The 21,889-nt window shown below is 64.6% G+C and carries 18 protein-coding genes and 3 tRNA genes; 4 read left to right on the top strand and 17 right to left on the bottom strand.

Features of this window, described 5'->3' with window-relative positions:
- Positions 1 to 6: 6 nt before the first annotated feature.
- From pyrH to rpsB, 3 genes are all read right to left on the bottom strand, one after another.
- On the bottom strand, positions 7 to 750 hold the full coding sequence (gene pyrH / locus ACIQLF_RS17680; protein ID WP_400301283.1) for a UMP kinase: 744 nt from the start codon (positions 748 to 750) through the stop codon (positions 7 to 9).
- Between the two features lie 174 nt (positions 751 to 924).
- Positions 925 to 1,764: a translation elongation factor Ts gene (gene tsf, locus ACIQLF_RS17675; RefSeq protein WP_400301280.1), complete on the bottom strand. Its 840-nt coding sequence runs from the start codon at positions 1,762 to 1,764 to the stop codon at positions 925 to 927.
- A 129-nt stretch (positions 1,765 to 1,893) separates the two neighbouring features.
- Positions 1,894 to 2,763: a 30S ribosomal protein S2 gene (rpsB, locus tag ACIQLF_RS17670; RefSeq protein WP_400301278.1), complete on the bottom strand. Its 870-nt coding sequence runs from the start codon at positions 2,761 to 2,763 to the stop codon at positions 1,894 to 1,896.
- 421 nt (positions 2,764 to 3,184) lie between these two features.
- Between rpsB and ACIQLF_RS17665 the strand changes: the two genes are divergently transcribed.
- Positions 3,185 to 3,715 (top strand): M23 family metallopeptidase, encoded by a 531-nt coding sequence (locus tag ACIQLF_RS17665; RefSeq protein ID WP_400301276.1) that lies wholly within the window; start codon positions 3,185 to 3,187, stop codon positions 3,713 to 3,715.
- An 87-nt stretch (positions 3,716 to 3,802) separates the two neighbouring features.
- Here ACIQLF_RS17665 and ACIQLF_RS17660 read toward each other — a convergent pair.
- The 14 genes from ACIQLF_RS17660 to ACIQLF_RS17595 all read right to left on the bottom strand — a co-directional run bounded on the left by ACIQLF_RS17660 (position 3,803) and on the right by ACIQLF_RS17595 (position 18,153).
- A tRNA-Ile gene (locus ACIQLF_RS17660) sits at positions 3,803 to 3,876 on the bottom strand.
- Between the two features lie 119 nt (positions 3,877 to 3,995).
- Positions 3,996 to 5,183 carry a glycosyltransferase gene (locus ACIQLF_RS17655; protein ID WP_400301273.1) on the bottom strand — a complete coding sequence of 396 codons (1,188 nt, stop codon included), beginning with the start codon at positions 5,181 to 5,183 and terminating at the stop codon, positions 3,996 to 3,998.
- A 90-nt stretch (positions 5,184 to 5,273) separates the two neighbouring features.
- On the bottom strand, positions 5,274 to 6,185 hold the full coding sequence (locus tag ACIQLF_RS17650) for a DMT family transporter (RefSeq protein WP_400301271.1): 912 nt from the start codon (positions 6,183 to 6,185) through the stop codon (positions 5,274 to 5,276).
- The gene (locus ACIQLF_RS17645; protein ID WP_400301268.1) at positions 6,173 to 6,793 is read right to left on the bottom strand and encodes a CDP-alcohol phosphatidyltransferase family protein; all 621 of its coding nucleotides are present in this window, start codon (positions 6,791 to 6,793) and stop codon (positions 6,173 to 6,175) included. Before ACIQLF_RS17645 ends, ACIQLF_RS17650 begins: the two co-directional genes overlap by 13 nt.
- A 134-nt stretch (positions 6,794 to 6,927) precedes the next feature.
- On the bottom strand, positions 6,928 to 7,812 hold the full coding sequence (locus ACIQLF_RS17640; protein WP_400301265.1) for a phage holin family protein: 885 nt from the start codon (positions 7,810 to 7,812) through the stop codon (positions 6,928 to 6,930).
- Positions 7,813 to 7,975: 163 nt separating this feature from the next.
- A tRNA-Asn gene (locus ACIQLF_RS17635) sits at positions 7,976 to 8,048 on the bottom strand.
- Positions 8,049 to 8,218: 170 nt separating this feature from the next.
- A complete protein-coding gene (locus ACIQLF_RS17630; RefSeq protein WP_400301262.1) occupies positions 8,219 to 9,292 on the bottom strand; it encodes a glycosyltransferase family 4 protein in 1,074 nt (357 codons plus the stop codon).
- A 62-nt stretch (positions 9,293 to 9,354) separates the two neighbouring features.
- The gene (locus ACIQLF_RS17625) at positions 9,355 to 11,037 is read right to left on the bottom strand and encodes an ABC-F family ATP-binding cassette domain-containing protein (RefSeq protein WP_400301259.1); all 1,683 of its coding nucleotides are present in this window, start codon (positions 11,035 to 11,037) and stop codon (positions 9,355 to 9,357) included.
- A 115-nt stretch (positions 11,038 to 11,152) separates the two neighbouring features.
- Positions 11,153 to 12,577, bottom strand: coding sequence for a lipase maturation factor family protein (locus ACIQLF_RS17620; protein ID WP_400301256.1), 1,425 nt, complete (start codon positions 12,575 to 12,577; stop codon positions 11,153 to 11,155).
- 157 nt (positions 12,578 to 12,734) lie between these two features.
- Positions 12,735 to 12,807, bottom strand: a tRNA-Asn gene (locus ACIQLF_RS17615).
- A 66-nt stretch (positions 12,808 to 12,873) separates the two neighbouring features.
- Entirely contained in the window at positions 12,874 to 14,748 is a 1,875-nt protein-coding gene (gene dnaG, locus ACIQLF_RS17610; protein WP_400301254.1) for a DNA primase, read from the bottom strand.
- Positions 14,749 to 14,887: 139 nt separating this feature from the next.
- Positions 14,888 to 16,171: a deoxyguanosinetriphosphate triphosphohydrolase gene (locus tag ACIQLF_RS17605; protein WP_400301251.1), complete on the bottom strand. Its 1,284-nt coding sequence runs from the start codon at positions 16,169 to 16,171 to the stop codon at positions 14,888 to 14,890.
- Positions 16,172 to 16,179: 8 nt separating this feature from the next.
- Entirely contained in the window at positions 16,180 to 17,376 is a 1,197-nt protein-coding gene (gene dusB / locus ACIQLF_RS17600; RefSeq protein WP_400301248.1) for a tRNA dihydrouridine synthase DusB, read from the bottom strand.
- Between the two features lie 225 nt (positions 17,377 to 17,601).
- Positions 17,602 to 18,153: a YceI family protein gene (locus ACIQLF_RS17595; protein WP_400301246.1), complete on the bottom strand. Its 552-nt coding sequence runs from the start codon at positions 18,151 to 18,153 to the stop codon at positions 17,602 to 17,604.
- A 291-nt stretch (positions 18,154 to 18,444) separates the two neighbouring features.
- On the opposite strand from ACIQLF_RS17595, the gene ACIQLF_RS17590 reads away from it, so the two are divergent.
- Genes ACIQLF_RS17590 through ACIQLF_RS17580 form a run of 3 tightly spaced genes read left to right on the top strand, consistent with a single transcriptional unit; the run spans position 18,445 to position 21,614 of the window.
- Positions 18,445 to 19,485 (top strand): LLM class flavin-dependent oxidoreductase, encoded by a 1,041-nt coding sequence (locus ACIQLF_RS17590; RefSeq protein WP_400301243.1) that lies wholly within the window; start codon positions 18,445 to 18,447, stop codon positions 19,483 to 19,485.
- A 37-nt stretch (positions 19,486 to 19,522) separates the two neighbouring features.
- On the top strand, positions 19,523 to 19,984 hold the full coding sequence (locus ACIQLF_RS17585; protein ID WP_400301240.1) for a hypothetical protein: 462 nt from the start codon (positions 19,523 to 19,525) through the stop codon (positions 19,982 to 19,984).
- A gap of 1 nt (position 19,985) precedes the next feature.
- Positions 19,986 to 21,614, top strand: coding sequence for a DUF5671 domain-containing protein (locus ACIQLF_RS17580; RefSeq protein WP_400301237.1), 1,629 nt, complete (start codon positions 19,986 to 19,988; stop codon positions 21,612 to 21,614).
- Positions 21,615 to 21,889 lie beyond the last annotated feature (275 nt).

Here is a 21,889-nt window from a genome sequence, read left to right as displayed (position 1 = left end):
AGGGCACTAGATGGTGACGCGGGTGCCGATCTTTTCTCCGAGGATGGCGCGGGTCACGTTTCCGTCGCCCTCCATGCCGAAGACCATCATTTCCAGGTTGTTGTCCTTGCACATGGTCATTGCGGTCTGGTCCATCACGCGAATGTCCTTGATCAGCGCCTCTTCGTAGGTGAGGTGCTCGAGCTTGGTGGCGGTCGGGTCCGTCTTCGGGTCTGCGGTGTAGACACCGTCGACACCGCTCTTGGCCATCAACACCACGTCGGCGTCGACCTCGAGGGCACGCTGGGCCGCAACGGTGTCGGTGGAGAAGTACGGGAGGCCTGCGCCTGCACCGAAGATGACCACGCGGTCCTTTTCCATGTGACGGATGGCGCGGCGCGGGATGTAGGTTTCGGCAACCTGGGCCATGGAGATGGCGGACTGCACGCGGGTATCGACGCCTGCCTGTTCCAGGAAGTCCTGCAGGGCCAGGCAGTTCATGACGGTGCCGAGCATGCCCATGTAGTCGGCGCGGGAGCGGTCCATGCCGGAGGCCGAAAGTTCGGCGCCGCGGAAGAAGTTGCCGCCGCCGACGACGATCGCAACCTCGACCTTGCCGACGGTTGCAGCGATCTGCTCGGCGATGCCGCGTACGGTGACCGGGTCAACACCGAGCTTGCCTCCGCCGAAAACTTCGCCGGAAAGCTTCAGCAATACGCGACGACGACGTGCCGGGGTGCTGTTTTCGTTCTGCTCGAGTGTTGCGTCCATGGGGGTTCCTCCTGCTTGCGGGTCAGCGTTGCCCGCATTGATGCGTTTACTTGGGACACACCTGCGGATGTGCCCCTTGGCTGGCAGGGAAAAGGGGCGGCCACCAGATGGTGGCCACCCCCTCTACCTTGGTTGGCAAGGTCTAACGTACGTCGACCCGGCCGGTGTACTTAGTTAGGAGCCTACGCGGAAACGTGCGAAGGCGGTAGCGGCTACGCCGGCTTCCTCAAGCACCTTGCCAACGGTCTTCTTGGCGTCCTTGGCGAAGGCCTGGTCAACCAGAACCTGCTCCTTGAAGAAGCCGGTCAGGCGTCCTTCAACGATCTTCGGCAGTGCAGCTTCCGGCTTGCCCTCGGCGACTGCGGTCTCCATGGCGATGCGGCGCTCGGACTCGACGATGTCGGCATCGATTTCGTCGCGGGAAAGCACGGTCGGTGCCATTGCAGCGGTGTGCACTGCAACGTCGTGTGCAACAGCGGCAGCGGCTTCGCCGGCACCGTCAACTGCAACGAGAACGCCAACCTGAGCCGGGAGATCCTTGGAGGTCTTGTGCAGGTAAGCATCAACCGATGCGCCCTCAACACGGGACAGCTTGCGGACGATAACCTTTTCGCCCAGTACTGCGCCCTCTTCGGTGACGACGTCAGCAAGGGTCTTGCCCTCAACGTCGACAGCCAGCAGGGTCTCCAGGTCGGCTGCAGCCGAGGAAACGGCAACTTCCAAGACCTTGGCGGCCAGGGCAATGAACTTGTCGTTCTTTGCAACGAAGTCGGTCTCGCAGCTCAGCTCGATCATGACACCAACGGTGCCGTCGATGACCTTGGCGGCGATGAGGCCTTCCGAGGTCGAGCGGCCTTCGCGCTTGGTAGCGCCCTTCAGGCCCTTGATGCGGATGAGCTCCATGGCCTTCTCGGCGTCGCCGTTGGCCTCGTCGAGAGCCTTCTTGACGTCCATCATGCCAGCGCCGGTGCGCTCGCGCAGAGCCTTAATGTCAGCAGCGGTGTAGTTTGCCACGTGCAACCCCATTCATAAGTGGTTTTGAGCTTTTTCGCCGAAGGACGGGCCGCTTCAGGCCCGTCCTACGGTTTTTCCAGGTGTGGATCACCGGTCAGGAGATCCACACCCGGATTTTGTTTTTGGTGACTACTCGGCGGAAGCGGCAGGCGCTTCTTCGGCTGCCGGAGCAGCTTCAGCGGCAGGCGCTTCTTCAGCAACCGGTGCCTCTTCAGCAACCGGAGCCTCGGCCTTGCCGGCCTCGAGCAGTTCGCGCTCCCACTCGGCCAACGGCTCGGCCGGAGCTTCGGTGTTGCCGGCAGCCTTGTTGTTGCGGGCGATCAGGCCAGCAGCAACGGCGTCAGCAACAACGCGGGTGAGCAGGTTGACGGAGCGGATGGCGTCGTCGTTGCCCGGGATCGGGAACTGAACTTCATCCGGGTCGCAGTTGGTGTCGAGGATGGCGACAACCGGGATACCCAGCTTGCGTGCCTCATCGATGGCCAAGTGCTCCTTCTTGGTGTCAACAACCCAGAGGACCGAAGGGGTCTTCGTCAGGTTGCGGATACCGCCAAGGTTGGTCTGGAGCTTGGTCAGCTCGCGCTTGAGAAGCAGCAGCTCCTTCTTGGTGTGGCCCGAACCGGCAACATCCTCGAAGTTGATCTCTTCCAGTTCCTTCATGCGCGAGATGCGCTTGGAAACGGTCTGGAAGTTGGTGAGCATGCCACCGAGCCAGCGCTGGTTGACGAAAGGCTGGCCAACGCGGGTAGCCTGCTCCGAAATTGCTTCCTGAGCCTGCTTCTTGGTGCCAACGAACAGAACGGTGCCGCCGTGGGCAACGGTCTGCTTGACGAACTCGTAGGCGCGGTCGATGTAGGACAGCGACTGCTGCAAGTCAATGATGTAGATGCCGTTGCGCTCGGTGAAGATGAATCGCTTCATCTTCGGGTTCCAGCGACGGGTCTGGTGTCCAAAGTGAACGCCGCTGTCGAGCAGCTGGCGCATGGTTACGACTGGCATGTCGCAACTCCTTCCGGCAGTAGCTGGCCGATCCATCACTGGAACGCGGTAACTGCCTTAGATATCGGTTGATGGTGCGCATCCGGATTTGGATGTGACCCCTGGCATGAACAGGCCGAAGATTCGGCCCGCAATGGCCCCTACCGACGTGAGTCGGACCGTGGAGCCGAGCGCCCAGCACGATGCGCCACCTGGAAGGCGGGTTATCTGTGGATGTCTCATGCGCGAAGTCGGCTTCGTGAACCCCGGGGACCAAATGGTCTTGAGGGCACACAGAACCGCGTGTTCCAGTGTACTACAGCCCGGGGCGCCCATCTGGACTGCTCCGCACAGCCCGCAGCCAAATACATCACACCTGCGGTTCTCCCACACTCGGGCAATTTGCGGCGCAATTCTTCACGCGTGGCCCATGCTCAATGCCATGAAAGTTACTTCGGCAGTGGCAGGCACCCTGCTCGGGGCATCGATTCTTTTCGGCGTCGCCGGTGCTCCACAGCAACGGTTTCCGGCGGCATTCCAGACCGGAAGTGCAACCAGCGGATGGTCTTGGCCGCTGACACCGGTTCCGAACGTCCTGCGCGCCTTCGACCCGCCCGCCCAACGGTGGCTCAGCGGCCATCGCGGCGCTGATCTGGGTGCGGGCCCGGGAACCGTGGTGCGGGCACCGGCAGGGGGCATCATTTCATTCGTGGGGGTCATCGTTGACCGGCCGGTAATCGTGATCGACCACGGCGCCGGACTTCGGTCCAGCTTTGAGCCGGTGCGCAGCAGCCTCGGGGCCGGGGCACTCGTCGCAACGGGGGACGAAATCGGGATGGTCGGCACTGGCTCCCACTGCGACAGGCTATGCGTGCATTGGGGGTTGCGCCTGTTCGAGGAATACATCGACCCGTTGCTGACCATCCGCGACATGCGCCCGTCCATCCTGCTGCCGAAACAGGGGCACGACTAGCTCGGCACCTCGGCCGGGACCCAGGCCGGGAACCAAAGAAGCCCCGGGCGATCCGCGCGATGCACGGACTGCCCAGGGCTTTCCCTGTAGGGCGGGTGGGGCTTGAACCCACGACAAAAGGATTATGAGTCCTCTGCTCTAACCAACTGAGCTACCGCCCCATGACTGGGATGAATCCGGTTCACCCCCCCGAAAGGGGTAATCGAAAACATCCAAAATCATCCTAATGGATTCTCGCCAATGTTTTCACATCGCGAACACCCGCGTCGGGAGCCGACTGTCAGGACAAGTAGTCTTCGACGTCCGCACCGCGGTACAGCGCCTCGAAGGTGTCCATGGTCTTGACGTGGCTGTGCTTAGCCGCCTTCGCGTGCCCTGCCTCGCCCATGGCAGCGCGTTCCTCCTGGCTCAGGCCCAGGATGGCATCCAGCTTGTTCGCGAGGTCTTCACGGTTGCCTGGTTCGAAGAGGTATCCGTTGGACCCGTTGTCCACGAGGTGTGGCAGTGCCATGGCGTTGGCCAGGACCACCGGCCTGGAAGCGGACAGCGCTTCCAGCGTGACCAGCGATTGCAATTCGGCCGTGCCGGGCTGGCAGAACACGTCTGCTCGCAAGTAGGCATTCCGGAGCTCCGCATCATCGACATGCCCCAGCAAATGGACCCGGGACTCGACGCCCCTCTCCTTGGCGAGCTTCGCCAGGAACGTTCGTTGTTCGCCATCGCCGACGACCTCAAGGTGGGCATCGGGCACCGTCTTCATGAGGGTCAGTGCCTCGATGATTTCGTTGACGTTCTTTTCCACCGCCAACCGTCCCGCAAACAGGATGGTCGGGTAGGGATTGCGCTCGATGATCTCGCCGTCGGACAGCTCGTAGTTGCTCGAATCGATGCCGTTGGACAGCGGCAACACCTTCTCGAGCCGGGCGTAGTCACGCATGGCCCGGGCCGCAAGCGGAGTCGGGGTGGTGACAACATTTGCCTTGCCCATGATCTTGCCCATGTCGCGCCAGGAGTTTGTGGCAATGATCCGCTTGAACCACTGCGGGAAGGGCAGAAACGGGTCAAGGTTTTCAGGCATGAAGTGGTTTGTCGCAACCATGCGGATTCCGCGCTTGCCTGCGGCGGCCAAGACACCCTGGCCAATCATGTAGTGGCACTGGGCATGCACGACGTCTGGCTTGATCTCGTCGATCAGTCTCTTGATATCCGGGTTGATTTCCCAAGGCAAGCAGATGCGGAAGTACTCGTGGGTTGGAACCGAGTGCGAACGCAGGCGATGCACCGTCGCTTCCGGCCGCTTCTCCGTGATCGTGGGCCCTTTTTCGGGCCGGGTGGCCATGATGTGGACTTCGTGTCCGCGTTCGGTCATGGCCGTGGCCAGACGGTAGCAAAAGACCGCGGCGCCGTTTACATCCGGTGGATAGGTGTCCGCCGCAATCACAATTTTCAAAGGTTTCTCGCCCGTCACAGGGGTGTTTCACTCCTCGACGCGGCCGCTTGGCGGCCACGGTTGTCGTTGCAATGTCTTATCTCGCGTGTTGCAGAATGGTTTGAAGGGCTAGTTTCTTTCCGCAATCTTCATTCGGCGCTTGGACTCGGCCTTGCGTTCGAGCACGTCAGGATGGTGCCTCGACAGTAGAATCACACCAACGATAGCAACGCATCCGGCCCCGGCCATGCCAAGCGCCACCGATGGCTGGACATTAGGATCCAACTCACCAAAAATGCCGATGCCGATGCCGATGCCGACCATCGGATCAATGACCGTCAACCCGGCAACCACCAGGTCCGGCGGCCCCTTCGAATATGCGTTCTGCACAAAGTAGGAGCCCAGCAGCCCGGCCACGATCACGCCGGCCACCGCATACCAGGAAACGTTTGCCAGGAAGAGTCCGTTGGGGTTCAGCAGCGACACGGAAATGGTGCGCACCAGCACCGCCACGAACCCAAAGAGCACGCCGGCCCCGACGATGTAGAAGAACGCGTTGGATCGGTGCGGCATGAAGGCCACGATGCCGCCGAAGAACGCCACGACCACGGCCAACAGCAGGAGCGTGATCATTTCCTGCTGCTTGGTGATTTCATGTGCTTCGCCGGTGACCTGGATGGCCAGGAGGACAAAGCCGATGCTGCCGGCCATGCAGGCAATGATTGCCAGGATGGTCAGCCTGTTCATCTTGATGTCGTGCTCACGGGCGTTCACCACTGTGGTGATCACGAGCGCAATCGCCCCGATTGGCTGGACGACCGTGAGCGGTGCACTTGCCAATGCATAGACGTTCAGGCTCATGCCGATGCCAAGCAGCACCAGCCCGAAGACCCAACGCGGGGTCTTGAACAAGCGCAGCAGGCCAAGACCGTTGACGCTGAGCCCTCCGGCGCTGGCACGAACCGCGCTGGACTGGCGTTGGGTGCCAAATGCCAGGAAGAATGCCCCGGCGATGGCGGCCATGACCGCTAGCCAGACCATTCGGTTCCCGTCTTGAGCGCCTTGGCCTTCTGCCGTGCCTGGATGAAGTAGCCCACGGCAGCAATCACGTGAAGCACACAGGCCAAGGCCAGGATCCACGTCGAGATATGTCCGAGGATCGTGCCGCTGCCCCAAGTGGTGTTGCCCAGCAGCAGCAGCGGCGTACCTGCAAGCAAGAGTGCCGTGCGGATTTTCCCCAGGTTGCTCACCGGCAAGTTGGGGCTGCCCTTGAAGAGCACCAGTGTGTTGATGATGAGGATTATGTCCGGAATCACGATGGCGAAAACCAGCCATGCAGGGGCAATCTTGGTGGCCACAAAAGTGCTGGCAACGACGATGAGTGCAACCCTGTCGGCGACCGGATCAAGCCATTTGCCGACCGTCGAAATCTGGTCCAGCTTGCGGGCAGCGTACCCGTCGATCCAATCGCTGCTTCCCAAGACCACAAGGGTCAGCGTGGCCCACCCGTAGTGAAGGGTCACGGTTTGCCAGACAAAAAGCGGGACAAGCAGGAAGCGCAGCACGGTAATCATATTGGGTACCGTCCAAAAGGTGGCGAGTTCCCGATACTCGAAGTTGTCACGTGTACCTGCACCGATGATGCGCATGTGCTCCCCCTCTTCCATATCCGGTAGCGGCTCCGCTGTCCTCACAACCGCCGCTAAAAACCTGATGGCCTCGTTGATTCCCGGCCCGTTGTTTCACGGTGGACCGGGCCGGCATCTGAGGCCGTGCCGTCTACCTACTTGCGCAGGAGCTTACGCAGCAAAACGAAGAACATGGCCATCGAGCCGGCCATGACCGCCAGGGGCTGCCAACGTTCGCGCAGGGCTTCCTTGGCGTTTTCCCCTTCGAGTCCACTGAACGCAACCAGTTTTTCGGTCGCGGCCTCCACTCCGTCATTCAGTTTTTCAGATGCGGTGTTGGCAAAATGGCGCGCCTGGGCGGCGGCCTTGGTGATGCCCTCGCCCGCAGCGTGGGTGGCATCCGAAATCTTTTCGCTGACTTGGATCGGCACCTCGAGCTTTTGCCCCAGCCCATCGCGGTGCAAGGCGATCTGTTCGCGACGCTCACGGGTGCGGATGATCAGTTCATCGTGCGTGGGCTTTTCGGCCTTCGGCTTCTTCTCGGCTGTCTTCGGCTCTTCGGCCTCCGGATCCGTCTTCTTGACCGAGAACGGTTCGTCCAGGGTCGAAACATCGAAGCCGCTGCCGTCCTTGATGACACCGAGATCATGGCGGAAGCCACGGATCGCTTCATCCGGAACCAGCGGCATCGTGCTCTTGACCCGCCAAACTGCAAAGCCGGCCAGGACCAAGGCCAAGACCAGGAAACCCGCCGCAACCACCAGCGCCGCAAGCCATGGAGCCATCACAGTGCCCAGACCCAGGATGAGGGCCACCACCAGGGCTATGACCATGAAGCCGAGCAGTGCCACGGCTACGATGCCGACACCGGCCGCGACGCCGACACGGATGCCCTTTGACTTGAGGATGTTCGCGGCAATGCGCGCCTCGTCAGCCAGCTGGCTTGGAATCAGGTGGCGCAGGCCGTCGACCTGCCCCTTGATGGTTCGTGGCGCAGACAAGTACGGCTGTTGCGTACCCGTCGATTCCGTTCCAGACATGGTGTCTCCATTTCGTGTGGCCATGGCCCGGCCAACTCAAACCAAACTATCACTCGGACGGGCCCAAACCACTCAACCGGAAGAGGTACACCCAGGGTATGAGATGGGCCAGACACAAGAAATCCCCGTCCTCTTGAATGAGGACGGGGATTTCTTATTTGCGCTCCTCCGACTGGACTTGAACCAGTAACCCTTCGATTAACAGTCGAATGCTCTGCCAATTGAGCTACGGAGGAATGAAGCAGGTAAAACAATATCAGAGTTCTCGACGAATGCAAAAACGGGGGTCCGTGGCGCTCCCCGCACCAGCATGACGAGCCAAAACCGCCCTTGGCCAGTAGCGATCAAGACGGTGCCGGCATGCCGAAGATCACCACGCCATACCGGTTCGGAGTCGCGTTTTCGGCTACTTCCGCTTTTCCAGCACCGATTCCGCCAGGTCCAGCAATTGCCGGGCCGAGGTTTGCCACGAATAGCTTTCGGCGCGCTTCAGTGCGGCATCGGATGCAGCATGCCAGGTCTCCGGAACCGCCAGCTCCTTGACGGCTTCTGCGAAGTCCCTCGGGCTCTGCGGATCGACATAGGAGATTGCTTCGGCGCCGACCTCGCGGAAGATCGGCATGTCGGTGGCAACCACCGGCGTTCCGACGCTCATCGCCTCGACCAGTGGCAAGCCGTACCCCTCGGCCCGCGACAGGGACACCAGGGCCGTTGTCCGCTTGAGCAGGTCCTGGTATTCCTCGTCCGTGACACCGTGGTGGAACACCACGGTGCTCCCCTTGGGGACCAGCGCCTGGAGTTCGGCCTCACGCTGCGGGGCGATGTTGCTCAGCAGGTGCAGGGAGAAGCCCGGCAGGTACTCCATCGCCCGAATCAGGGTTTCGACGTTCTTGTACTCCATGAACGAGCCCATGTACAAGAGCGTCGGCTCCGGCGCCACCGACGCATCGCGTGGCACGGCGCCGGGTGCGGGCGCGTTGGAAACGATTTCCACCGGCTTGCGGGAAAGCCGGTGCTTCTTGATGAGGCCCTTGGTCGTCTGGCTGACCGTTGCCACGGCGTCGGGACGGTTGAGCAGCATCCGCTGCGGCCAGTACATCTGGTGGAACAGGTACCAGCCGATCCGCACCGGCAGGGGCAGGAATCCCGGGGCCTTGGGGTGTTCGTAGTAGATCAGGTCGTGCAGGGTCAGGATGAGCCCGTACTTCCGGCCCGCGCTTCCCATCGTCTGCATCGGGGAGAACACCACGTCCGGGCGCAGCTTGTTGACCTTGCGGGCAACGAACGGCTCCAGGGGTGAAAGCGGGGAATTGATCAACACGTGCGGAACGTCCGGCAGCAGCTTCAGCTGCGCCGGGTCGTTGATGAGCATCGTGACGTCCGCGATCTTTGCCGTTTCTTCGATCAGGCACGAGGTGAAACGGCTGATGCCGTCGTGGTGCGTGGTCCGGGTGAACCGCGCGTCGATAATCAATTTCACTGTGGTCTTGCTTTCAGTCGTGTAGCCGGCGGGCGGAACGTTGCGCTGTGAGTGTGAGGGCGTTACCGCGCCCGTTCGACACGCTTTTCGTCCCACACGGGTTCGGCGGACTCGTAGACCTTGCCGTCGGAGCCGAAGACCAGGAAGCGGTCGAAGGACTTGGCGAACCAGCGGTCGTGGGTCACGGCAAGCACCGTACCCTCGAAGGCGTCGATGGCGCGTTCCAGTGCCTCGCCCGAGTGCAGGTCGAGGTTGTCGGTCGGTTCGTCGAGCAACAGCAGGGTGGCGCCGGAAAGCTGCAGCAACAGGATCTGGAAACGCGCTTGCTGGCCGCCGGAGAGCGAGTCGTACTTTTGCTCGGCCTGGCCGGCCAGGCCGTAGTTGTCCAGCGCCCCGGAAGCCGCTTCCCGGGCCAGGCCCGAGCGGTGCTCGTCGCCGCGGTGCAGGATGTCCAGCAGCGTGCGCCCGAAAAGGTCGGGGCGACTGTGCGTCTGGGCGAAGAATCCGGGGCGGATGCGCGCGCCGAGCTTCACGGTGCCGGTGTGCGGCACGGGGGCGATCTCGAAATCGGAAACCGGCAGGTGCTCGCGCTCCGGGTCGGTTCCTCCGGCAGCCAGGAGGCGCAGGAAGTGCGACTTGCCCGAGCCGTTCGAGCCGAGGATCGCCACGCGGTCGCCGAACCAGATCTCGTTGCTGAACGGCTTCATCAGGCCCGTCAGCTCGAGCTTTTCGGCAACGACCGCACGCTTTGCCGTGCGGCCTCCCTTCAGGCGCATGTTCACGTTTTGTTCCAGCGGAATGGCTTGGGGCGGACCGACTTCCAGGAACTTGGCCAGGCGCGTTTGTGCGGCCTGGTAGCGGTTGGCCATGTCCGAGCGGAAGGCGGCCTTGTTCTTGTACATGTTCACAAGCTCCTTGAGCTTGGCATGCTCTTCATCCCAGCGCTTGCGCAGTTCCTCGAAGCGTTCGTTGCGTTCGCGGCGCGCATCGACGTAGGACCCGAAGGCGCCGCCGTGGATCCAGGCGGTGGCGCCGGAGAGACCCGGCTCCAGGGTGACGATCCGCGTGGCCGCGTTGTTCAGCAGTTCGCGGTCGTGGCTGATGAAGAAGACCGTCTTGGAGGACTCGTTCAGGGTTGCCTCCAGCCAGCGCTTGCCGGGGACGTCAAGGTAGTTGTCCGGCTCGTCGAGCAGCAGGAGCTCGTCCGGACCCTCGAAGAGCGACTCGAGCACCAGGCGCTTCTGCTCGCCGCCCGAAAGCGTTGACGCCAGCCGGTACTGGGCGCGGTCGAAGGGAATGCCGAGGGCCGCCATGCAGACCTTGTCCCAGGCCGTTTCCAGTTCGTAGCCGCCGGCGTCTCCCCAGTCGATGATGGCCTGGGCGTAGCGCATCTGGACTTTCTCGTCGTCCGACTCGAGCATGAGCGCCTCGGTCTCGTCCACTGCCTTGGCCGCTGCGGCGAGGTCGGCCGACGCGGTGGAGAGCAGCAGGTCGCGGACCGTTGATTCGTCGCGGACCTGCCCGACGAACTGGCGCATGATGCCCATGCCCCCGGAACGGCTGACCGCTCCCTCGTCGGCTTTCAGGTCCCCGGCGATGATCTTGAAGAGCGTCGTCTTGCCGGCGCCGTTGGGCCCGATGAGCGCGGTCTTGGATCCCGAGGTGACCTTGAAGGTGACACCGCCAAGCAACTGCGTGCCGTCGGAGAGGAAGTAATGGATGTCGGATACGTCGATATGAGCCACCTTCCCATCCTACTGAACCGCCGGCCCTGTACCCCACCGGATCAGCCGAGGGCGGGGAAACGTAGCCGATGCGTTGGCCATTTTCCCCACGGCCCGGCGAATCGGTGGCTGACGCTCATTTCAGGACGAGCGGACCGAACACCAACACGCGTTCGTCACGCACCCAATAGGCTCCGGTCTCCCGGTGCTGGGCCGCCGTTGCGAAACGGTAGCGGTAGGCCAACACGCGGATGAATCGCGGGCGCCTCCCGGCGAACGGGTCGTGGCCCAACAGTGCCAGGGTCCCGGCATCTGCATCCAGCAGCCTGGCCAGCAGCGCATGGAACCAGCGCTGGTGCAACCCGTTCAGCGGCAGGAACCACATCATCCAATCCAGGCGCAGGTGGTAGGGCGCGAATTGGCGCGGCCGCTTGGACACATCCCCCGGCTTTCCCTTGAACCCGTACTCCAGCCAGGTCGCATCCTCCTGCGACTCGTCTTCGGTGCCCTCGATGACGACCTCGATCCGCTCCCGGGTGACCGAGCCAAAGGCCCCGTAGGCGTTGCCCAATTGCCATCGGTTGAAGGACGCATTCATCATCTGGCGGGAGGAGAACAGGTTGCGCAGCGCCGGAATGGAGAGCCACGCCAGGAGCAGCGTGCCGGCCAACGTGACCACGATCCACCAGATCGGCGCCTCGGCGCGCGTGCCCGTTTCGGCTGGCAGCCATGGGATGAGCTGTCGCAGCACAGGGTCGCTGATCCGGCAGAAAGCCAACACGATGGTGAGCCAGTTCAACCAGGCGAAGTTGCCCGTGGCCACCAGCCACAGCTGCGTGCCGATGACAATTCCGGCCGCGATGGAGGCGATCGGCTGGGGCGCAAAGAGCAGGAAAGGGATCGCCAGCTGGGCGGTGTGGTTGCCCACAGCCTCACAGCGGTGCCACCATTTCGGGGCCAGATGGGCCCGGCGACTGAACGGGCCGGGCATCGGCTGGGTCTGGTGGTGGTAGTACATGGCCGTGAGGTTTCTCCAGGCCGGGTCCCCTCGCCACTTGATCATGCCGGCACCGAATTCCAGCCGGAACACCAGCCAGGCAACCAGCAGCAGGATGGTTTGCGGCGGCGGGACCTGCCGGGAACCGAGCAGGCCCACGGTGAACCCCGCCTCCAGCAACAGCATTTCCCAGCCGAAACCGTAGAAGACCTGCCCCACGTTCACGATCGACATGTACAGGCCCCACAGGGCCAGGAACGTGGCCAGCGGCAGCCACGGGGGCCCTGCCTGGGGAAGCCCCGCCACCAACACCGCTGAGATGACGATCCCGGTGGTGCACACGGCCGCCAGTTTCCGGTCCGAGTACCCGATCAGGCTGAACAACGAGGGACCACGGGCTCCCGGCCCGCCAAGCAGCCGCGGCGCGGGAAGCAACCCGTGCTCGCCGAGCAGAGCCCGGAATTGGTTCAGTGTCGAGATGAAGGCAACGAGGTAGATCAGCGCGACCCCGCGTTGCAGGATTTCGCGGGCCATGCCGTAGTCGTACGCAGCCAGCCACTCCATGGAACCAGCGTAGATTCACCGGGGCGGAACGGCCATCCCTGGCTTCCGCAGGATTTTCGCCCCGAATTGTGCCACAAATCAAGACCCCTCAACGATGGAGGGTTAATGCAAAAGAATCCGCATTCTCATTACTGAGAATGCGGATTCTTTATTTGAGCTCCTCCGACTGGACTTGAACCAGTAACCCTTCGATTAACAGTCGAATGCTCTGCCAATTGAGCTACGGAGGAATGCAACGAGAAATAGTCTACACATGATTTCGTGAAAACAAAAATCGGGGCAGTCCCCCGCCGGGATCACTCCTGGCGCAGGGCGCGGCGGCGAAGTTCGAGCTCCAGGAGCTCGCGATTGATCCGCTGGAATCCCTCGGGATCCCCCGCCGGGTCCATGCGCTGGAGCTGGCCCATCTTCTCGGCCTTCAGGTGGGTGATCTGGAGTTCGAAGAGCCTGTTGATGATGTCGTTGCAGTAGCGAAGCAACGCCTCGTTGCTGCTGGCGGGCAGCGGCGTGACGGCAAGTTCGGAAACGAAGGAACGCAGCGGCTCCGGAACTTCCTGGCGGATCGCCTCGACCCACTGGGCCGGGGTCGCCCCGGCAAGGCCCGCGGCACGCACTCCGTCATGGACAGCGGCGTGGGCCGGCGCCAGGAACCGTGCATCGTAGAAGGCCTGCCACTGCTCGGGGGTCAGCTGCGCCGGCTGCTGCAGCACGACCTCCAGTGCCTCGCGTTCCATGCGGGACACCGGGTCCCGCGGATCGGGACGGCTGAAGACCTGGGCGGCCGGCTGATCCGGTGCGGCTTCGACGTGGCGTTCAGGTGTCGTTTCGGTCTTGGGCATCCGGTTTCGGCGCGTCGCGGCGCCCACGGAACGATTGACGTCCTCGACGTCCATGCCGAGCCAGCCGGCGAGTTCACGGGCATACGCCGGGCGAATGGCCGCGTCCCTGATGCCGGCGACGATCGGCGCGCTGACGCGCAGCGCCTGGACGCGACCCTCGACGGTGTTGAGGTTGAACTTCTTCAGCCCCGCCTTGATCGCGAACTCGAAGAGGGGCCGCTTGGATTCGATCAGCTCTCGCACGGCCTCCGGGCCGCGCGTCTGGCGCAGGTCGCACGGATCGGCGCCCGTTGGCTCGACGGCGACATAGGTCTGCGCAATGAACTTCTGGTCTTCCTCGAAGGCTCGCAGGGCAGCCTTCTGGCCAGCGGCGTCGCCGTCGAAGGTGAACACCACTTCGCCGCCGGATCCGTCATCGCGCAGCAAGCGGCGGGCGATCTTGATGTGGTCGGCGCCGAAGGCGGTGCCGCAGGTCGCGACGGCGGTGCCGATGCCGGACAGGTGGCAGGCCATCACGTCGGTGTAGCCCTCGACCACCACGATCTGGCGTTCCTTGGTGATTTCCTTTTTGGCCAAATCGACCCCGTAGAGGACCTGGGACTTCTTGTAGAGCTGGGTTTCGGGGGTGTTCAGGTATTTCGGGCCTTGGTCGTCCTCGTAGAGCTTGCGCGCACCGAACCCGATGGTGGCCCCCGTCAGGTCGCGGATGGGCCAGATCAGCCGGCCGCGGAAGCGGTCGTAGATGCCACGGTTGCCCTCGGAGAAGATGCCGGTGAGCTTGAGCTCCTCGTCCTGGAAGCCACGTCCGCGCAGGTGCTTGAGCAGCGCGTCCCAGCCCTGCGGCGCGTAGCCGACTCCGAACTGGGCGGCGGCGTCCTGGTCGAATCCACGCCCGGTGAGGAACTCCTGGCCTGCGGCCGCGCCGGGGGTGGCAAGTTGCTCGCGGAAGAATTCCTCGGCGACTTTGTGCGCATCGAGCAGGCGCTGGCGGCGTCCGACTTCCTCGCGCCGCGGGCCGGTGCCGCCGTCCTCGTAGTGCAGCTCGATGCCGACGCGCGCGGCGAGGGTCTCGACCGTCTCGGAGAAGGTGCTGTGGTCCATCTTCTGCATGAAGGCGATCACGTCGCCCGATTCACCGCAGCCAAAGCAGTGGAAGGTGCCGACCTGCGGGCGCACGTGGAACGACGGCGAGCGCTCGTCGTGGAAGGGGCACAGGCCCTTCCACGAGCCCACGCCGGCAGACTTCAGCGTCACATACCCGTCGATGACTTCCTTGATATCGGTACGGTTGCGAACTTCTTCGATGTCTTCACGTTTAATCAGGCCGGCCATACCCCTAGTCTAGTGACCGCGGCAAGCTCCGGCCGCCAGCCGGCGCACAGGTGTGGACGAACGCGGGGGCGGCCCGCCGCCCGCGCCATCTCCCGCATGGATCGACGGGAAAACGCCGAAGCGCGCGGGACCTGCGTGGTTAGAAGAGCCGCTCGTTGAAGCTCTTGCCTTCCACCAGGGTGGCGTGCCATTCGATGGCCGAGGCGTCGGTGAGCGAAGCCACCTGGTCGATCACGGTGCGCAGGCGGTCCGCGTCGTCCCTCGCCTCGCGCCAGTCGGCGGCGAAGAGCGGATCCAGGTACTTGTCCCCCGTCTCATGCAGCAGCGTGACAAGTTCGGTGAGGATCTCGCTCTGCCGCGCGTAGATGGGCTGGCGCTCGTCGCTTGTCATCACGTACGCGGTGGCAAGGCCCTTCATGGCCGCGATCTCGTGCTCGGTGGATTCGGGCACGATCAGCTTGGCGTTGAAGCGGGTCAGCGCGCCGTCGCCGAACTGCTCGCGGGTCGCGTCGATCGCCGACTGGCAGAAGCGCCCGATGAACTGGCTTGTCATGTCCTTGAGCGCGGCCATGGAACGGCGCGAGCCGTCGGCGTGCGGCACCCATTCGCTGGTCACTTCCAGGCGCCGGATGGCGGCGTCGATGACGTCGTCCTCCACCTGCGGCAGGTACCACTGGCGGGTGAACTTGATGACGCGGGCGCGCTGCTCCGCGTCCTTGATCCAGCGCAGCTGGAAGCGGCCGGCATTGATCGCGTCCTCGACGTCGTGCACCGAGTAGGAGATGTCGTCGGCCAGGTCCATGACCTGCGCCTCGATGCAGGTCTGGCGCGGCTGGGCGCCGGAACCGGCGCGCAGCCAGTCGAAGACCGGTGCGTCGTCGGCGTACACGCCGAACTTCGAGGTCGTCTTGCCGTCCTTTTCCGGGGCGTCGGCGCGCAGCCACGGGTACTTGCAGGCGGCGTCGAGCGAGGCGCGGGTCAGGTTCAGCCCGGCGGAGGCGCCGTTGTGCCTGAAGGTCTTGGTCTCGATCCGGGTGAGCAGGCGCAGCGTCTGGGCGTTGCCCTCGAACCCGCCGATGTCCTTGGCCATCTCGTTGAGCGCGGTCTCGCCGTTGTGGCCGAAGGGCGGGTGGCCCAGGTCGTGGGACAGGCATGCCGTGTCGACGACGTCCGGGTCGCAGCCCAGCGTCGCGCCGAGCTCGCGGCCCACCTGGGCCACCTCCAGGGAGTGGGTGAGCCTGGTGCGCACGAAGTCGTCCGAGGAGGGGGCCACCACCTGGGTCTTGGCGCCCAGGCGGCGCAGCGCCGAGGAATGCAGGACCCGCGCGCGGTCGCGCTCAAACGCGGTGCGGTAGGCCTTCTTGGGCGGTTCGGGAACCCAGCGTTCCTCGTCCGCCGCGGTGTATCCGGGGATCTGCGACATGGACTGGCTTAGCCTCCCGAGACGTCTAGCTCGGCGGCCGAGATCATGGCCTTGTGGCTCTCGTTCAGGTCGCGCGTGGACAGCCAGCCGTCGGGAAGGTGGGTCTTCTTGGGCGAACCGGCGCGGCCGCGCTGGCCCTCGGCGTCCTTGCCCGGGTACGGCATGTCCAGGTCCAGCTGGTCCAGCAGCCCGCGCAGCACCTCGAGGGTGGGCACCTGAGCCAGGGCCGAGCGGATGTCCCCGCCGACCGGGTAGCCCTTGAAATACCAGGCCATGTGCTTGCGGATGTCGCGCAGGCCCTTGAACTCGTCCTCGAAGTACTCGGTGAGCAGCTCGGCGTGGCGGTACACGGTCTCGGCGACCTTGGCCAGGCCGGGGGTGAAGCGGGTGTCGGTGCCGTCGAAGGCTGCCTGCAGGTCCCCGAAGAGCCAGGGGCGGCCCATGCAGCCGCGGCCGACGACGATGCCGTCGACGCCGGTCTGCTGGACCATGGCCACGGCGTCCTCGGCGCTCCAGATGTCGCCGTTGCCCAGCACCGGGATGTCCGGCAGGGATTCGCGCAGCTTGGCGATCGCGTCCCAGTCGGCCTTGCCCGAGTAGTACTGGCTGGCCGTGCGGCCGTGCAGGGCCACCGCCGCGACGCCGTGGTCGCGGGCGATCTTGCCCGATTCGATGTAGGTGAGGTGGTCCTCGTTGATGCCCTTGCGCATCTTGATGGTCAGCGGCACGTCGCCGCGGGCCGCCTCCGTGGTGGCCGCCTTGATGATGGCGGTGAACAGGTCGGTCTTCCACGGCAGGGCCGCTCCCCCGCCCTTGCGGGTGACCTTGGGAACCGGGCAGCCGAAGTTCAGGTCGATGTGGTCCGCGCGGTCTTCCTCGACGATCAGGCGCACGGCGGCACCGACGGTCTTGGGGTCGACGCCGTAGAGCTGGACCGAGCGCAGTTCCTCGTCCGGGTCGTGGGAAATGATGCGCATCGACTCGGGGTTGCGTTCCACCAGCGCGCGCGAGGTGACCATTTCGGTCACGTACACGCCGCCGCCGTATTCACGGCACAGGCGGCGGAAGGCCTTGTTGGTGATGCCCGCCATGGGCGCAAGGATCACCGGGGTTTGCACGGTGTGCTTGCCCAGCTGCAGCGGGGGCAGCTCGAGCTTGGCGCCGGACGGCACGGGGCTTACTGGGGAATCGGCAGTTACAGTCACTAACCCATTCTCTCAAACATGTGCAAATCGGGTACCGGTGCGGGCTAAGTTGTGCATCACAGCCGCGGCCGGACCTTTCGCACGCGGAAGCCCCCATGGATTGCCGCGCCGCCGGTGCTTCATTCGCGGTCGTGGTGAGGACGGGCTTTCCGACCGCCGCCGGCGAGCGCACCGGCGTCGGGATCGGGCCGACACACCTGGGGTCGGCCCGATCCCGGCCTGCGCCTAGGCCTCCTTGATGGCTGAGATCTCGAACTCGAGGAGCACCTTCTCGGACACCAGGACGCCCCCTGAATCAAGCAGCTGGTTCCAGTTGACACCGTACTCGCGGCGGTCGATGCGGCGGCTTCCCTCGAAGCCGGCGCGCAGGTTGCCGTACGGATCGGTTTCGACGCCCGTGAACTCCATGGGGACGGCAATCTCGCGGGTGGTGTCCTTGATGGTCAGCTCCCCGTTGATGATGAAGCTGTTCTCGTCCACCTGGTCGATCCGTGTCGAGCGGAAGACGATGTCGGGATACTTCGGCGCGTCGAAGAAGTCGTTGGTCCGCAGGTGCTTGTCGCGGTCGGCATTGCGCGTATCGATGCTTGCGACCTTCACCGAAATCTCGGCACTGCTCTTGCCGATGTCCTCCATGTCGACGCGGAAGATCCCCTCCACGTCGTTGAAGGCGCCCCGCACCTTCGTCACCATCGCATGGCGGGCCTGGAATCCGATGCGTGAGTGCGTTGGATCGAGTCGCCACGTCCCTGAGTAGGCCGGATCAAGCTGGGTCATTGTTCCCCCTATTGATTGTCATGAGGGGTTGACACGTCCCCATTTGAGATCACACTATCAACGCTTCGCCCACCAATACCCGGGTTAACAAAACTTTTTTGGCAAACCTCTTCCCGGCTTGGACACCGAGCGCAAACGGCACGGGCAACAGCGGGCCTGCCGCGCAACGGCCTCCACGGCAGGCCCCTGCCCGGGCGGCGCCCCTGGCTCCGGCGGCCACACAACGCGTGGTGCATTGCGGCGGGAATAGTTTGGCCCGCTCGGAGCGTTGCCGGAAGTACATAGTTTTGCATGCACAGAAGGTGGAACATGAAGAAAATCGGGTTTCTGACCTTTGGCCATTCGGGAGGCTCTAGCAACTCCCCGGTGTCTACGGGTGCCGATGCAGTACGCCAGATGGTTGACCTGGCCGTCGCGGCTGAGGAATCGGGATTCGACGGGGCCTGGTTGCGGGTGCACCACTTCGGCAACTCGATCTCCACGCCGTTCCCGCTGATGGCCGCCATGGCGGCGAAGACCACGACGCTCGAGGTCGGCACCGGGGTGATCGACATGCGCTATGAAAACCCGCTCTACATGGCCGAGCAGGCAGGTGCCGTCGACGCGATCAGCAGCGGGCGGTTGCAGCTGGGCGTCAGCCGCGGTTCACCCGAGCCGGCCCGCGACGGCCAGCACCAGTTCGGCTACGACCTGGAACCGGGCAACAGCTGGGCCAACGAGACGCGCGAGCGCACCGCTCTCTTCCGCAAGGCCATCTCCGGGGCGGGCATCGCCCATCCCGGAGATGGAGGGCACCACCACCACGACCAGGACGAGCTGCTGCCGATCAACCCGATTTCACCGGGCCTGGAAAACCGGATCTGGTGGGGCGCGGCAACGATCGGCTCGGGCCTGTGGACCGCCTCGGTGGGCATGAACCTGCTCTCCTCCACGCTGTTGCTGGAGGACGACGGCCGGCCGTTCCACGTGCTGCAGGCCGACCAGCTGCGCCAGTACAAGGCGGCGTACGCGGCAAGCGGCCACACCACCGGCGGCATGACGGCCGTGACCCGCAGCGCCTTCCCGATCACCACCGACAAGGACGAGCTGTACTTCGGCCGCCGTGAACGCGGCGACTCGGTGGGCTTCCTCGACGGCTCGGTGGCCCGCTCCGGCCCCACCTACTCCGGCTCCCCGGAGGAAGTTGCGCAGCAGTTCATGGCCGACGAGGCAATCACCGAGGCCGACTACGTGCTCTTCGCCCTGCCGAACCAGCTCGGCATGGACTACAACGCCCATGTCATGACCGAAATCGCGAACATCGCCCGGGAAATCGGATGGAAGGCCGGATAAGGCAGCCACACCGCTGTTTCCGCTGCATAATTGATGCATGAAAAGCCTACCCAAGGCCGGGAATCGCACCCCGCTGATCCTGCTCGGCGCCACGGTGCTCCTGGTCGTCCTGGCGTTCGTGCTGGTGCTCACCCGCGGGGCCGGAACCCCGGTGGATCCGCGCTCCCCCGAGGGCGTCGTGCAAAGCTACGTCGCCTCATTGCTGGCGGGCGACCCGGAACAAGCCGCCGCGTTGCTGACGACCAAGGCGACCAAGGACTGCCCGGTCTGGGCGAACCCCGAGCGGACGGACCTGCGCGTTGCGTTGCTGTCCACCAAGTTCACAGGCTCCGGCGCCACGGTCCTGGTTTCGATCACCGAAACCAGGGTTCGCGGCCCCTTCGGCTTGGGCGAGTCGGGGTACGAGGATTCCTTCGCCTTGGTCCCGCGGCAAGGCAGCTGGGCCATCGATTCCGCTCCCTGGCCGTTGCTGGCCTGCACCGCCCCGGCGGTGAAGTGAGATGGCCGCCTCCGCACAGACAACGGGCGCACAAAGCACTGGCGCGCTGCCCACGGTGCGACGCCTGGTGCTTTACATCCTCTTCTTCACACTTGTAACCGTCGCGGCCACGGGCGCTTCGGGGCTGCTGGCCCTTGTCCTGGACCCCGGGGAGCTGACCGGGACCGAGCGCACCTCGGCCCTGGCCAGGTCGATCGCCTTCCTGCTCATCGCGGGCCCGCTGACGTTGCTGCTCTGGCGGGCACTTGCCAAGCGGCTGCTGCAACCGGCCGAGTCCGGGGCGCCGGCCTGGGGCCTTTACCTGGCGGCGATGTATGCCACGGCCCTGATCGCGGCAAGCACCTCGTTGTTCTCCCTGCTGGGCAACCTGGCCTCGGGCCGCACCGACGGCTGGGGACGCGACCTCGCCGGGGCACTGGTCTGGGGCGGGGTCTGGTGGTGGCACCAGTGGATCTGGCGCGATGCCCGGCGCACGCCGCGGATCCTGCCGAACCTGCCCGGGATCCTGGGCAGCTGGTACGGCCTGCTCGTGGGCGCCACCGCGTTGGCATCGGCGTTGTCCGTGGTCTTTTCCGCCGCGCTCGACACGTTCTTTCCCGCGCCCTCGATCGGCAGCCCCTGGTGGAAGGGCATGCTGGCGCAACTGCCGTGGATCGCCGGCGGCCTGGCCGTGTGGTGGTGGCACTGGGTGCGCCGGGGCATGGGCGCGGTGCGCGGCGGGTTCGCCGATGTCGCGCTGGTGCTCGTGGGGGTCCTGGCCGCGGGTGCCGCAGCCTTGGGCGGCACCGGGTACCTGCTGTACACGCTGGGCAATGCCGCATTGCGCGGACCGTCGCTGCAGCTGCTTGCGCCCGCGCCACTGGCACTGGGCACGGCCATGGCCGGCGCCCTGGTCTGCAGCCTCGCACCGTCCTGGTTCGCCGGACGCCTGCCCGGCACCGCGGAAGCCGGACGCCAAGTGGTCTCCGGGCTCGGCCTGGCCGCGGGCGCCTCGGGGCTCGGGGTCTGCGTCAACGCATCGCTTGCCTCGCTGACTCCCCCGCTGGCCGGCAACAACACCCGCAGCCTGCTGCTGGCCGGGGTGATCTGGCTGGCGCTGGGTGCGCTGACATGGTGGCGGGCCTGGCGTCCGGGGAAGCCGGCGGATCCCCGCGGGCGCAGGGTCTACCTGGTTGCGGTCTTCGGCATCAGCGCCGTGGTCGCACTGGTCGCCCTGCTGGTGGCGGGGTTCCGGCTCATCGAGTTCCTGCTGGAGCCAGACAGGCTGGCTTCGGGACTGCTCGAGTCGGTCCGTGCACCGGTCGGGCTACTCACGGCCACCGTACTGGTATCGCTCTACCATTTTGTCATCTGGCGCGCGGACCGCACCGTGCTGGAATCCACCGACTCGCAGCGGGATGGCACCCTGGATTCGATCGTCCTGGTCGCCGGCGGGGACGCGGGTCCGCTGCGTGCCGCGTTGGCGAAGTCGACCGGTGCCCGGGTCAGGCTGCTGGCCAGGGCCGGCGACGGATACCAGGCCAGCGAGGAAGAACTGGCCGCGGCGATCGCCTCGGCGGATGTCGCGAGCCCGCGGATCATGTTGCTCGTCGAGGGACCCGGCTCGGTGCGGGTCGTCGAACTGGACTAGCCCCTCGAGCCCGAAACGCGGAAAGCACCAACGGCGCCGCCCAGATCCCCCTTGCGGGGAACCTCGGGCGGCGCCGCCTTGCGTGTTCGGAGACGCATCGCTCGGTCGCTGCCTATGCGCTGGCCGCGAGCTCGGTTGGCGGCATGGCCCGCGAACTTTGGCCCATCCGGTGAAGCCGCACCCTGCAGTACCTCCAGCCATTCAGGGCATCGACAGATTGATATGGATCACATATTCGTCGATGTGTACAAAAGTACTGAACTCAGAAAATTCCC

Origin of the sequence: Paeniglutamicibacter sp. NPDC091659, from assembly GCF_044756805.1 — a bacterium.
GTDB lineage: Bacteria > Actinomycetota > Actinomycetes > Actinomycetales > Micrococcaceae > Paeniglutamicibacter.
Note: the sequence above shows the minus strand (reverse complement) of the source record. Positions and strands in the feature narration are given on the sequence as shown.

Coding starts and splice junctions, on each gene's coding strand:
- ACIQLF_RS17580 (WP_400301237.1), top strand. CDS start 19,986: ATGGCCGCCTCCGCACAGACAACGGGCGCACAAAGCACTGGCGCGCTG.
- ACIQLF_RS17590 (WP_400301243.1), top strand. CDS start 18,445: ATGCACAGAAGGTGGAACATGAAGAAAATCGGGTTTCTGACCTTTGGC.
- rpsB (WP_400301278.1), bottom strand. CDS start 2,763: ATGCCAGTCGTAACCATGCGCCAGCTGCTCGACAGCGGCGTTCACTTT.
- ACIQLF_RS17640 (WP_400301265.1), bottom strand. CDS start 7,812: ATGTCTGGAACGGAATCGACGGGTACGCAACAGCCGTACTTGTCTGCG.
- ACIQLF_RS17645 (WP_400301268.1), bottom strand. CDS start 6,793: ATGCGCATCATCGGTGCAGGTACACGTGACAACTTCGAGTATCGGGAA.
- ACIQLF_RS17620 (WP_400301256.1), bottom strand. CDS start 12,577: ATGGAGTGGCTGGCTGCGTACGACTACGGCATGGCCCGCGAAATCCTG.
- dnaG (WP_400301254.1), bottom strand. CDS start 14,748: ATGGCCGGCCTGATTAAACGTGAAGACATCGAAGAAGTTCGCAACCGT.
- ACIQLF_RS17585 (WP_400301240.1), top strand. CDS start 19,523: ATGAAAAGCCTACCCAAGGCCGGGAATCGCACCCCGCTGATCCTGCTC.
- pyrH (WP_400301283.1), bottom strand. CDS start 750: ATGGACGCAACACTCGAGCAGAACGAAAACAGCACCCCGGCACGTCGT.
- ACIQLF_RS17665 (WP_400301276.1), top strand. CDS start 3,185: ATGAAAGTTACTTCGGCAGTGGCAGGCACCCTGCTCGGGGCATCGATT.
- ACIQLF_RS17605 (WP_400301251.1), bottom strand. CDS start 16,171: ATGTCGCAGATCCCCGGATACACCGCGGCGGACGAGGAACGCTGGGTT.
- ACIQLF_RS17595 (WP_400301246.1), bottom strand. CDS start 18,153: ATGACCCAGCTTGATCCGGCCTACTCAGGGACGTGGCGACTCGATCCA.
- ACIQLF_RS17650 (WP_400301271.1), bottom strand. CDS start 6,185: ATGGTCTGGCTAGCGGTCATGGCCGCCATCGCCGGGGCATTCTTCCTG.